The 12,613-nt window shown below is 58.6% G+C and carries 9 protein-coding genes and 1 tRNA gene; 7 read left to right on the top strand and 3 right to left on the bottom strand.

Going from position 1 to position 12,613, the window contains the following annotated elements; all coding sequences use genetic code 11:
- The first annotated feature begins 184 nt into the window (after positions 1–184).
- The 7 genes from WJU23_RS00875 (at position 185) to WJU23_RS00905 (ending at position 7,278) form a co-directional block, all read left to right on the top strand.
- Positions 185–1,828 carry an ATPase, T2SS/T4P/T4SS family gene (locus WJU23_RS00875; protein WP_346330634.1) on the top strand — a complete coding sequence of 548 codons (1,644 nt, stop codon included), beginning with the start codon at positions 185–187 and terminating at the stop codon, positions 1,826–1,828.
- Between the two features lie 52 nt (positions 1,829–1,880).
- Positions 1,881–3,539 (top strand): GspE/PulE family protein, encoded by a 1,659-nt coding sequence (locus WJU23_RS00880; protein ID WP_346330635.1) that lies wholly within the window; start codon positions 1,881–1,883, stop codon positions 3,537–3,539.
- Positions 3,540–3,657: 118 nt separating this feature from the next.
- Positions 3,658–4,935 (top strand): type II secretion system F family protein, encoded by a 1,278-nt coding sequence (locus tag WJU23_RS00885; protein WP_346330636.1) that lies wholly within the window; start codon positions 3,658–3,660, stop codon positions 4,933–4,935.
- Between the two features lie 25 nt (positions 4,936–4,960).
- Positions 4,961–5,611 (top strand): type II secretion system protein, encoded by a 651-nt coding sequence (locus WJU23_RS00890; protein WP_346330637.1) that lies wholly within the window; start codon positions 4,961–4,963, stop codon positions 5,609–5,611.
- 273 nt (positions 5,612–5,884) lie between these two features.
- Positions 5,885–6,373 carry a hypothetical protein gene (locus tag WJU23_RS00895; RefSeq protein WP_346330638.1) on the top strand — a complete coding sequence of 163 codons (489 nt, stop codon included), beginning with the start codon at positions 5,885–5,887 and terminating at the stop codon, positions 6,371–6,373.
- 107 nt (positions 6,374–6,480) lie between these two features.
- A tRNA-Leu gene (locus WJU23_RS00900) sits at positions 6,481–6,565 on the top strand.
- A gap of 32 nt (positions 6,566–6,597) precedes the next feature.
- Positions 6,598–7,278 carry a ubiquinone/menaquinone biosynthesis methyltransferase gene (locus WJU23_RS00905; RefSeq protein WP_346330639.1) on the top strand — a complete coding sequence of 227 codons (681 nt, stop codon included), beginning with the start codon at positions 6,598–6,600 and terminating at the stop codon, positions 7,276–7,278.
- An 18-nt stretch (positions 7,279–7,296) separates the two neighbouring features.
- Here the strand turns inward: WJU23_RS00905 and WJU23_RS00910 are convergent, their stop codons facing one another.
- The 3 genes from WJU23_RS00910 to WJU23_RS00920 are packed head-to-tail and all read right to left on the bottom strand — an operon-like array spanning position 7,297 to position 12,566.
- Positions 7,297–9,390 carry a response regulator gene (locus tag WJU23_RS00910; protein ID WP_346330640.1) on the bottom strand — a complete coding sequence of 698 codons (2,094 nt, stop codon included), beginning with the start codon at positions 9,388–9,390 and terminating at the stop codon, positions 7,297–7,299.
- Positions 9,383–10,462 carry a chemotaxis-specific protein-glutamate methyltransferase CheB gene (cheB, locus tag WJU23_RS00915; RefSeq protein WP_346330641.1) on the bottom strand — a complete coding sequence of 360 codons (1,080 nt, stop codon included), beginning with the start codon at positions 10,460–10,462 and terminating at the stop codon, positions 9,383–9,385. Before cheB ends, WJU23_RS00910 begins: the two co-directional genes overlap by 8 nt.
- Before the next feature lie 58 nt (positions 10,463–10,520).
- The gene (locus WJU23_RS00920) at positions 10,521–12,566 is read right to left on the bottom strand and encodes a response regulator (protein ID WP_346330642.1); all 2,046 of its coding nucleotides are present in this window, start codon (positions 12,564–12,566) and stop codon (positions 10,521–10,523) included.
- Positions 12,567–12,613 lie beyond the last annotated feature (47 nt).

The following is a 12,613-nucleotide window of genomic DNA, read 5'->3' on the forward strand; positions in this document are numbered from 1 at the left end:
TTTTGAGCCGCACCGATGCCCGCAAATCCTAAAAAAACAGTCGTCCCGATCTTTCGCTCTTTGCCATTTCGGTTCTCGCACCTCCAAAAAGAAATCCATCCCTTTCACCAGCGTGATTGACACTCAACGCTAAAATCCTCTAGTTTGATTATTCTCATAAAAATTTCCGCGAACCCCCCGCCGCATGTATTCAAACGAAGAGTATCTCCTGGAACTGCTGACTGAGTCAGGCCTCCTTACCGACCATGACATCCAAAAGGCCAAAACGAGCAAAAAGGCCAACGAGACTCTTTTAGTCTGTCTCATCAAAACGGGCGTCATCAGCGACGAGCAGGTCGCCCAGACCGTGGCTGTCAACTCCGGTATGGAGTATGTGGACCTGCATGGATTTGAAGCCAGCCCGGCTCTGAAAACCCTGGTCAGCAAGGACATCGCCAAAAAATACAAAGTCTGCCCGATCGGCATGAATGGCAGCACCCTGCAGGTTGCCATCACCGATCCTTATGACTTTGAGACCCTGGACGCACTGCCGCACGTCCTGCAGCCGGACATTGAATACTTCTGCTCCACCCCGGCCCTGATCTCCCTCCTGCAGACCAATATTTACGGCAATGACTTCAATGAGCAGCCTCTGCCTCCCGGCGCAGGAGAAGGCGATGCGCCCGTCATCAAGCTGGTGACCAACATCCTGATGGAGGCCTTCAAAAACGGCGCTTCCGACATCCACATCGAGCCGCTTGAAAAAGATGTCCGCGTCCGCCTTCGCATTGACGGTGTGCTGCACGATGTGGAGCACCATCCAAAAAGGCTCCATTCTTCCATCATTGCCCGCATCAAGATCCTGTGCGGCTCCATGAGCATTGATGAAAAACGCATCCCGCAGGATGGACGCCTTCAAATGGCCTTTAATGACAAGGAACTGGACATGCGTGTTTCCATCATCCCCACCAACAACGGGGAGAGCATCGTCATGCGTGTTCTGGACAAAGGCAGCCTCCGTCTGGGCCTGTCAGATCTGGGCTTCCTTTCGGATGACCAGGACACCTTTGAAAAGCTTATTACGCTGCCGGATGGCATTGTCATGGTCACCGGTCCGACCGGGTCAGGAAAGACCACCACACTCTATGCCTGTCTGAACTTCATCAACCGGCCGGACCGCAAGATCATTACCGTGGAAGACCCGGTGGAATACGAGCTTGCAGGTATCAACCAGGTGGGGGTCCGCGAGGATGTCGGCATGAGTTTTGGCGCCGCCCTGAAAGCGATCCTTCGTCAGGCGCCCAACATCATCATGATCGGGGAAATCCGAGACCTGGAGACCGCCTCCATCGCCATCAACGCCTCTCTCACGGGTCACCTTGTCTTCAGTACATTGCACACCAACGACGCCCCCAGCTCGGTCGCCCGTCTTGCAGACATCGGCGTGAAGCCCTTCCTCATCGCCTCCGCAGTCCGCGGCATCCTGGCCCAGCGTCTGGTCCGCAAGCTTTGCAACGAATGCAAGCAGCCCACCGGGCTGAGCGAGCGCGAACTGCGCAACCTGGGGCTGGAGGCCAGCCAGCTCTTCAATGCCAAAATCATGGGCAACAAAGGCTGCAACAAGTGCCGCCAGTCCGGCTTCAAGGGACGAATGGTCATTGATGAAATCTTCAAAATTGATGATGAGGTCCGCAACATGATCAACCAGCAGCTCTCCACCCCGCAGATCCGCAAACGCGCAAGAGAGCTCGGCATGCGCACCCTGCGTGAAGACGGCGTCCGCAAAGTGCTGGCTGGCATGACCACTGCCGAAGAGGTCATCGAGGCCACCATGGCTGACGCTGACTGATGCTGCTGCGCCAACGAATTTAAATCTCCAGAACGACTACTCCCCCCCCTTTATGACAGCCCAGAATGTGGTAGATATGCTCGAAGCCCGTGGCGTGATTGACAACGGCCAGGCTTATGACATCACCCAGGATGCCGTTCACAACGGCAAGGAAATCCTCCAGGTGGTGCTCGACTATGGCATCTTTGCCAGCGAAGACGAATTTTGGGCCATGGTGGCCGAAGAGCTTGGCGCTGACCATTTTGACCTGACTGAATTTGAGCCGCCCCCTTCCGTCATCGGACTGATTCCCGCCGGTATGGCCCGCCTTTATGGTGCCTTTCCCGTCACTTTGGACGGCCGCGGACTTCATGTGGCCTTTACCGATCCGCTGAACCCCCAGCTTGCCGAAGACCTCCGCTTCGGCATTGACAAGATCATTGTCCCCGTCGTCGCCCGTCGCAGCCAGGTCCAGAACCTCATAGACAAACATTACGGCACCGCCGCCCCGAGCATTGATGAAATCTTCGGCAGCATGAAGGACGCCGGGAAGAACACCCCGGAGATGGAGGCCAACTCGGCCCCCATCGTGAAGTTCGTGGACCTGGTCATGACCCAGGCCATCAAAGAACGCGCTTCGGACATTCACTTCGAGCCCTTTGAGCACGAATTCAAAATCCGCTACCGTGTGGATGGCGCCCTGTATGAAATGGCCCCGCCGCCAGTGCACCTGGCCGCGAGCGTCATCTCCCGCATCAAGGTCATGTCCAGCATGAACATTGCGGAGCGAAGAATTCCCCAGGACGGACGCATCATGACCTCCGTCAACGGCCAGGCCATTGACATGCGTGTCAGCTCCCTGCCCACCCAGCATGGTGAATCCGTCGTGCTTCGTGTTCTTGACCGCAGCTCGGTCAACCTGGATCTCGAGCACCTGGGCATGACGCCTTACCTGTTTGATTACATCACGGACACAATCAACAAGCCTAACGGCATCTTTATCGTCACAGGCCCCACAGGTGCCGGCAAGACTACCACTCTGTACGCCTGCCTGCGCCGCATCAATACGGTGGACACCAAACTGATCACCGCGGAAGACCCGGTCGAATACGAGCTCGATGGCATCATGCAGGTGCCGATCAATGACGCGGTGGGACTGACCTTTGCCAAAGCGCTGCGCGCCTTCCTCCGTCAGGATCCCGACCGTATCATGGTGGGAGAAATGCGTGACAAGGAGACGGCACAGATCGCCATCCAGGCCTCACTGACCGGACACTTGGTGCTCAGCACGCTGCACACCAACGACTCCGCCGGGGCCATCACCCGTCTTGTGGACATGGGGGTGGAACCCTTCCTGGTCTCCGCCACGCTGGAAGGTGTCCTCGCCCAGCGTCTGCTGCGTACCGTCTGCAAAAGCTGCCGCACTCCTTACGAGCCCAGCCTCTCCATTCTGAACCAGCTCAACCTCAGCCAGTCTGACATTGGTGATAAAATGTTCTATACCGGCAACGGCTGTTCCAAATGCGGAGGCAGCGGCTACAAAGGACGCAAAGGCCTCTACGAACTGCTGGACGTCACCGACCCGATCCGTGAGCTCATCACCCAGCGTGCCGCGACCCTTGTCCTCAAGCAAAAGGCCATCGAGCTCGGCATGCAGACGCTGCGCGATGACGGCCTCAGAAACATCTATGATGGCGAGACCACCATTGAAGAAGTCTTGAAATACACGTGATCCAAATGTCCAAAAATAATGCATTGTCATCATTGGCTGCATTTATTTGTTGGACATTCTCCCATCCGACCCGGTAATCTCAAAATCGTTCCAGAACCCCCGCAGCGCCCACTTTTCTATGCCGAAGTTCCACTACATCGCCCTTGACCAAAACGGGCAAGAAGTCGCCGGTGAACTTGATGCCTCCACTGAAGCCGAGGCCATCAATCTCCTCCGCCAAAGCCAGCTTTATCCCACCCAGGTCGCCCAGGAGGGCAAAGGCGATGCGGCAGTCAAAAAACGCGCCAAGGCCACCACTTCTGCGCAAGGAAAAGGTAAAACCGCCAAAGCGGGAGCCAATTCGAAGATCAAGGCCAAGGTGCTGATGATCTTCACACGACAGCTTGCCACCCTCATTGATTCAGGTCTGCCCCTGCTGCGCGGTCTGACCGTATTGGCCCGCCAGGAGCCCAATCCGATCATGAAGAGCACGGTGACCACCATTGCCGAAAACGTGCAGACCGGCAGCACCTTCTCGGAGACACTTTCGCAATACCCGAAAATCTTTAACAAGCTTTACATCAACATGGTGAAGGCCGGTGAGTTGGGCGGGGTGCTGGAAATCGTCCTCAACCGTCTTGCCGAATATCAGGAGAAGGCCCAGAAGCTGAAGAACAAGGTCGTGGCGGCGATGGTTTACCCCATTATCGTCATGGTCATTGCCATTCTGATCATGGTCTTCCTCATGCTGGTCATCGTCCCCCGTTTCGAAAAAATCTTCGAAGACATGCTGGGATCCGCCGACAAGCTCCCCGGCCTGACCAAGCTCGTCATTGGCTTCAGCCGCTGGATGCAGGGCAACTTCCTTTACCTCGTCATTGCCGGAGTCGTGATCACGGTAGCCTTTAGGCTCTATGCCTCCACGGTCAAAGGCCGTCGTGTCATTGACCAGCTCAAGCTTAAGATGCCGCTCTTTGGTGACGTCCAGCGCAAGACGGCCATCTCCCGTTTCAGCCGTACCCTCGGCACCCTCGTCACCTCCGGTGTTCCCATCCTTCAGGCCCTCAACATCACCCGTGAAACCGCCGGCAACGTCGTCATCTCTGACGCCATCACCAAGGTGCATGATGCCGTCAAAGAAGGTGAATCCATGGTGGCCCCGCTGGAGGCCAGCAACGTCTTCCCCCCCATGGTGATTTCCATGGTGGACGTTGGTGAAGAAACGGGCCAGCTCCCTGAGATGCTGCTCAAAATCGCCGATGTGTATGAGGACGAAGTGGACAACGCCGTTTCCGCCCTCACCTCCATGCTGGAGCCCCTCATGATTGTGCTTCTTGCGGTGGTCGTCGGCGTGATCGTCATGGCCCTCTTCCTTCCGCTCATCGAGGTGATCAAAGGCCTCAGTGGCGGTGCATAGAAATCCCTGCAATCCCCCCCACGCTATGAAAAGTCAGTTCCGGAAGGCTTCCCGCCCAGGCTTCACCATTGTGGAGCTCCTCATTGTCATCACCATCATTGCCCTGCTCTTCGCTCTCACCGTCGGTGGATTCACCTTCGCCCAGAGATCCGCAGCCCGCAGCCGCACCACCGTGGCCATGAATGCCATGAAAAGTGCTCTTGAGCGCTACCGGAATGAATTTGGCGAATATCCTGCCCCTCAAAATCCGCAGGACAGCATCGCCATTGCAGACAAGACCTATGAAGTGGGCTCCGCCGCCATGCTTTACCAGGCTTTGAGCGGCGACGGTTATGACAACATCGTCATCGCCCAGGGTTCACCCTCCGCCGGAGAGCCCAATTCCAACGGCTCCCTGGAACCGGAAGAATCCAAAAACGTCATGCTCACCGACATGCCGAAGGAAATGTGGATTGAGCGGGATGGACGGTATTTCATGGCAGACGGTTTTGGCAAACCTTTCCAGTATGTCAAAGCCGTGCCCGCCGCCGGTGACCAGTCCCCGGTGACCATCAACTCCACCTATGACCTCTGGTCCTATGGCGAAGACGATGTGAACATCACCGCCCGTTCCGTGGACACCCTGACCCCTGGCCCGATCAAGGACGCCAGCCAGAAGTGGATCAAGAACTGGTGATTGTTTGAAGCCTCCTTCTGGAGGCTACGTCATTTTCAGACGGATTAAAGTCAGAGCATTGGCAGGAATCGAAATCGTAGCTGGCGGGACATAACTATCTCTACTCCCGCTATGAAGGGTCACATCAAGAGAGCTGCCAGTCCGGGTGGGACCGTTCTCAAGCTTCTCGTCGTTGTCGCGGTCATTGCTCTGCTCTTCATATTCGGCTCTGGTGGTTGGATCGTCACGGGCACATCGGCAGAGCTTAGCCGCACCAGGGTTGCAATGAATGCCATGAAAAGCGCCCTTGAGGGCTACCACAATGAGTTTGGCGCATATCCAACCCCCAAAAATCCGCAGGACACCATCACAATTGATGGCAAAAGCTACCTGGTGGGTGCCGCCACCATGCTATACCAGGCACTCAGCGGCGACGGTTCTGACAACATTCTGAATGCACCCGGTTCCCGGTCCGCCGGACAGGCCTCTTCAAATGGAAAACTGGAATCCGAGGAGGTTACAAACGTCAGGCTCGTTGACATGCCCAGGGAAATGTGGATGGAGCGCGACGGACGTTACTTCATGGTGGACGGTTTCGGCAGGCCCTTCCAATACGTCCAAGCCGAACCGCCCGTCGGCGGCAGTTCCCCACGGACCATCAATTCCACCCATGACCTCTGGTCGTACGGTGAAGACGATGTGAACATAACCGCCCGTTCGGTTGATACCCTCCCCCCTGGCCCCATCAAGGACGCCAGCCAGAAGTGGATCAAGAACTGGTGATTGTTTGAAGCTCCTTCGGAGGCTTCGAAATTTCTTCGATTATCTGTTTTTTTCAGTTGAGATCTGTTCGGGACAGTGGATGATCCCCACCCCGACCCAAGGCGTTTGCGCGCGTGGCGGAATTGGTAGACGCGCTAGATTCAGGTTCTAGTGAGTAACATCGTGGAGGTTCGAGTCCTCTCGCGCGCACCACCTCAACAACTTGTTGGGGTGCCGTTAATAAGATGCAGGACGCCGGTTATGTCAAAAACGCCTTCGCAGGCATCGCCCGGCGTTACATGCTGGCCAATCACGTCCTCAGCCTGGGCATTGACGTTCTCTGGCGGCGCAAGACCGCCCGCCATGTGGCCGAAGCCCAGCCCCGGATCATCCTCGACCTGGCCACGGGCAGCGGCGACCTCGCCCGCGAAATCCAGCGCCAGAATCCTGCCGCCAAAGTCCTGGGAGCTGATTTTTCCCTGCCCATGATGCGTGAGGCCCAGGCCCACCACTTCCATCAGCTTGTCGCGGCAGACGGCACCAACCTGCCTTTTCAAAACGGTGCCTTTGATGCGCTCACGGTCGCCTTTGGCCTGCGTAACATGGCCTCCTGGCCGGGTGCCTTGCAGGAAATGAACCGCGTGCTGAAACCCGCAGGCAGACTTTACGTGCTGGATTTTTCCCTTCCCACCCTGCCCCTCATCCGGCCCGCTTATCTCTTTTATCTGAAAAAGGTGATGCCCCGCATCGCCGGCTGGATCACCGGGGAGCGTGCCGCCTACGAGTACCTGTGCAGTTCAGTGGAGCGCTTCCCCTCTGGCAGGGCGATGGAAGAGCTCATTGGCAACGCCGGCTTTGATCCGGTGAAGTCGCACCGTCTGTCCTTCGGCATTGCCTCCCTCTATATCGGCAGCAAGACGGCCTGACCATCCGCACAGACTTAATCAGCCGTGCACCAGGGCGGCCTCCAGCCGGGTGATTTCCACGGGCTTCACCAGATGATGCGCAAAACCCGCGTCCAGCGCGCGTTGGGCATCCTCCTTCATGCCAAAGCCGCTGAGGACGATGGCATGGACTGCCTGTTTTTGTGAAACGTTCCGAAACACATCAATGCCATTGCCGTCCGGCAGGCCAAAATCCGTGACGAGGATGTCCAGGGCCGCTTCGGACGAGAGGCGGGCCGCTTCTTCCACACTGCCCGCCGTGTGCACCTCATGTCCGCGACGGCGCAGCAGACGTGCGAGAGTGTCCCGGGTATCCTGGTGGTCTTCCACGAGCAGGATGCGCCAGGTCTGGCGCTCCTTCATCTCCGGCGGTTGTCCCGCAACTTCACTCTTATCTCCGTCATCCTGGTTCCCTTCAGGCATCTGCATTGAGGAGGCATCCTGGACGGGAAGCTCAAGCCGGAAAGTGGAGCCCTGGTTAGGACCTCCGCTGCTGGCGCGCAGATGCCCATCATGGCGTTCCACAATGGCGCGGCTGATGGCCAGGCCCAAGCCCAGACCGCCGAACATCCGCGTGGTCTGCACGCTCTCCTGCTGGAAGGCATCGAAAATACGTCCCAGCATCTCAGGCTCGATGCCCACCCCCGTATCCTGGACCTCCAAGGCCAGGCAAGGCACCCCGCCGACGGTTTCCTGAGTGAGCCGGATGTCAATGCTACCGCCATCCGCCGGGGTAAACTTGATGGCATTTTGAAGAAGGTTCCAGACGACCTGGGTCAGCCTTACGGCATCTCCGATGACCATGGCCTGTGCACCCGCACTGCGATAAGTGATTTTTGGCTGAACTGCCTGGGCGGAGCAGCACATTGCCACGACCTCCGTCACGATACGGTTCATGTCCACCGGGTCGTGGTTCACCTCCAGCTTGCCCTGGGTGATGCGGGTCAGGTCCAGCAGATCATTGATGAGGTGCGTCTCCAGCTTGACGTTGCGGGAGATCATTTCAAAATCCCGCCGCACATCCTCCGGCAGTGCCGGGTCCTGGCTGCGGTCTTCCACCACCGCCAGCACCGGCGTCAGCGGGGTGCGCAGTTCATGGCTCAGCATGGCCAGAAACTGGTCCTTGGCGGCACTGGCCCGGCGCAGTTCCTCGCGAGACCGGTTGAGCTCCTCCGTCTTGGCCTCCAGTTCCTCCACCAGTGCTGCGCGTGTTTCAGCAGCCTCCTTTGCCGCACGCTCGCGCAGGGCTTCCAGCTCCTTGTGCTTCAGCTCCTGCAGGATGCGGTTGTTTTCCTCGGCAAAAAACTTCCTTCTCAGCAAGGCCCGGATGCGGCCTTTGAGGATGGAAAAGTCATTCGACTTGCCGACAAAATCGTCCGCCCCGGCATCCAGGGCTTTGGAGAGGTTGTCGGTGGATTCTGCCCCGGTCAGGAGGATGGAGACCAGGGGGAACTGGTTCTTTTTGCGCCACTCGCTGACCTGGCGGCAGACCTCAAATCCGTCCACCTTGGGCATGATCAGATCAATGATCACCCCGTCGAACCTGCCTGCCCGCAGCCGCTCCAGCCCCTCCTCCGGATCCAGCGCCGTCTCCACCTTGTAGCCCTCAGCCGCGAGCTCATGCTTCAGCTTTTCAAGAAAGATGGCGCTGTCATCAATGGCCAGGAGATGAACTTCGCGGAAGGAATCCTGTGAACCCGCAATGATGCGGTCTTTGGCCTCGGACTTCTGAAGAAGGGTGCGCAGCCGCACAAGCAGCACTTCCGGGTTGGTGGATTTGGCGACGAAATCATCCGCACCGCTGTCCAGCCCCTGCACCTGGTGCGCCTCCTGGGAGGTCAGCATCACAATGGGCAGGCTGCGCGAGTCCACATTCATGCGGATGCGGCGGCAGACCTCGTCTCCGCGGATGCCCGGCAGGTGATAATCCAGCAGAATCAGATCGGGCTGGCAATCCCGCAGAACAGAAAAGGCCTTCTCAGCACTTGATACCCAGGTGACCTTCCATCCCTCCCCCTCCAGCAGGGCGGTCAGGCTGATGGCCTGGGTGGTGGAATCTTCCACCAGCATGAGATGGTAGGTCCGTTCATTCATGGCTGGTTGCAGGACGGGGATTAAACAGAGTATTCAGGCGGGAGCTGATCTCCCCCAAGGGAAGGACGGCACTGACAGCCCCCAGCTTGACGGCCGCAGCGGGCATGCCGTAAACGACCGCTGTGGATTCATGCTCAGCGACAGTATAGGCACCCGCCTGGAACATGTCACGCATGCCCAGCGCTCCATCTTCACCCATGCCCGTAAGCAGCACCGCTGCCGCTCCGCTCCCCAGGCTGGCAAGAGATTTGAACAACACTGTCCCTGACGGCTTCTGCGCATTGAAGGACGGTGTATCCAGGAGCTGCGCCTGAAACGGCTCAGCATAAATGAGATGCCTGTTGGCCGGGGCCACATACACCGTGCCAGGCTCCAGCGGCATGCAGTGCTGCGCCTCCTTCACCTTCAGGGCGGGCAGGACATCTCCCAGCCAGGAGACAAAACCACGAACGAACCCCGGAGTGATGTGCTGGACCAGGAGGATGGGGGCGGGAAATTGAGGATCCAGTCCGTTCAGTAGCTGCACAATGGCATTCGGTCCGCCCGTGGAAGCGACCAGCCCAAGTACACTCGGGACACCATTTTTTCCAAACCGCGCGGTCGGCATCACCGGAGCCGAAACCGTCTCTTTGGGATTGGCAAAGGTCCGATAACGCTGCCGGATGACCCTCACTTCACTCATGATGGTCAGCTTGGTGCACAGCTCGGTGGCCAGCTTGTCATAGTCATCATGCTTCAGGCCCACCGGCTTTTGCACCACGGCCAGCGCACCTGCGCGCAGGGCGTTCATGGAGATGTTCAACTCCTCATCCTGCACGTCTGAGGACACCACGACAATAGGAGTGGGATGCTCATTCATGATCCGCTGCGTGGCCTCAAAGCCGTTCATCCCAGGCAGGCGGATATCCAGGGAAATGATGTCTGGGTTTACCTCTTCCAGGGTTTCCAGAGCTTCTTCCGCACTCCTCACATTCGCCACCACCACCAGCCGGGGATCACGGTTGATGATGTGCTCCAAGAACTCGCTGACCGTTCTCGAGTCCTCGACAATCATGACCGTGACTTTCTTCATGGATCGAGTGGGGCGGAGGACGATAATTTTTTAAGGGTAAAAGATGGATGGAACCGGATCATACTAACTGCCTGACGACAGCGAGCAACTCCTGGTGATCGAAGCGTTCTTTGACAATATACGCATCGGCCCCCAGGGCCAGACCGCGCTCCTGATCCTCCTGGCTGCTCAAAGAAGTGACCAGGATCAGCGGGATTTCCGCGAGTGCCGGCTGGCTTTTCATCGTGGCCAGGAGCTGGAAACCGTCCACATGCGGCATCTGCACGTCACTGACCACCAGCGCCACCTCCGTGCTGTGCAGGATGGCCAGGGCCGCTCTGCCATCCTCCGCCGTGCGGACGTTATAGCCCGCAGTCTCCAAAATGCTTTTCTGCAAAGTGCGGGCCGTGAAGGAATCATCCGCCACGAGGATGGTGGAGCGCCTCACCTGCACAGGGGCGGTCTTTGTGTCCTCCTGCAGCGGCGTGGCCCGGCAGCGGTCTGCCAGCGTCTGGGGATTGAGCACGAGTACGACGGCCCCCTCCTCGGTGACGATGCCTCCGGAAAAATGCGGCGACAGGGAGGCCGGATAGGGCAGCGGGCGGATCAAAGCATGAATCTCCCCCACAAAGGCCTCCACATGCAGCGCCAGGGGCTTTTGCCCATGCAAGACAGCCACCTGCACACGCCCTTCTTCATTGCGCAGGATGCGCGCCGTTTTTCCGGCCGCTTCCGCCGCCGTGGTGACCTGGATGGAGCTGCCCTCCCAGAAGATGATGCTGCGCCCTTCCGCCACATGCACCTCATCCACGTGCAGGAGAGCCCTGATGTTATTGATGGGCAGGGCAAAGAGCTGCCCTGCCGACCGGAACAACAGCAGCCGCCGCGCGGAGATGCTCACGGGCACCCGCAGTTCCAGCTCACTCCCCTGCCCCGGCCGGGTGCTCATGCGCACATTCCCCTGGAATTGCACCACCCGTTCCCGCACGACGGATAGGCCCATGCCACGGCCAGACACATTGGTGACCTGCCGTGCCGTGGAGAGCCCGGCATGGAAAATGAGGTCCATCGCAGCCTCGTCCGTCTGCTGCTCAGCCTCTGCTGCGGAAAGGATCCCTGCCTGCAGAGCCTTGCTTTTGACCTGGGCGATGTCCACTCCCCGGCCGTCATCCCGGATGCTCAGGCGCAAAAAGTGACCGTCCATTTCCAAGTGCAGGCGTACGTCGCCCTTCTCCGGCTTGCCTGCGGACCGGCGCTGCGCCGGTGGCTCGATGCCGTGGGAAAGGGCGTTTCGCAGCGCATGCATCACCGGATCCTTCAGCGCCTGCAAAACCGCACGGTCAGCCTGGAGCTCGGTTCCGGTCATGGTGAAGCTGACCGGCTTGCCGGTCTCCCCCGCCAGATCCCGCATCATTTTGGGAAACCCTTCAAACACGCTGCTGATAGGCACCATGCAGATGCGGCTGACATTCTGCTGCAACTGGCCGCTGAGCACCCGCAGGCTGCGGCTGCCCCGCTGCTGTTTGTCGCGGAGCTCCTGAAGATGCTTCCCTGCTTCACGCACATGAAACCGCAAGTCCCCCGGCTCATAGCGGTCCTGGTGCAGCAGCCGGCGGAGCTGCTCCAACTTTGCCGAAAGCAGGTCCAGTTCACGCCCCAGGCTTTCCTGGCCGGTCGCCTCCATCAGCAGCAGGCCGGAGGTTTGCAGCAGCTCTCCCAAAAGCACGGATTCGATCCGCAGTGTCTCCTGCACGACCGCCGGCGGAGCTTTTGCTTCTTCAGGAGTGTCAGAGACCTGCTCCATCTCCAAGGCCAGGGCCATGGCGTCTTCCGCAGCATCCGCATGCGCTGTCAACTTTTCCCTGACATCCGGATTTAATCCCGCCCGGCCTTTGGTCAGGTCTGACAGGATGCTCTCCATCTCATGGGCGATGGATTCCACCTCCTCGAGGTCGCAGACCCGCGCACTTCCTTTCATGCTGTGCGCCATGCGGAAGGCATCATCCAGCATCGCGGTGGAGACCGCCGGCCAGGCCGCAAGCATGGCCCGGATGACCTCCATCTGCTCCTTGAATTCCGTCTGAAAGGCGGCCAGCACCCGCTGATGGAGGTCAGAGTCGGACATGAAACTCTAAAGTGCGCGGTGTGGGTGGCCGGGGTTAAAGGTAAACA

It is taken from the genome of Prosthecobacter sp. SYSU 5D2 (assembly GCF_039655865.1).
Taxonomy (GTDB): domain Bacteria; phylum Verrucomicrobiota; class Verrucomicrobiia; order Verrucomicrobiales; family Verrucomicrobiaceae; genus Prosthecobacter.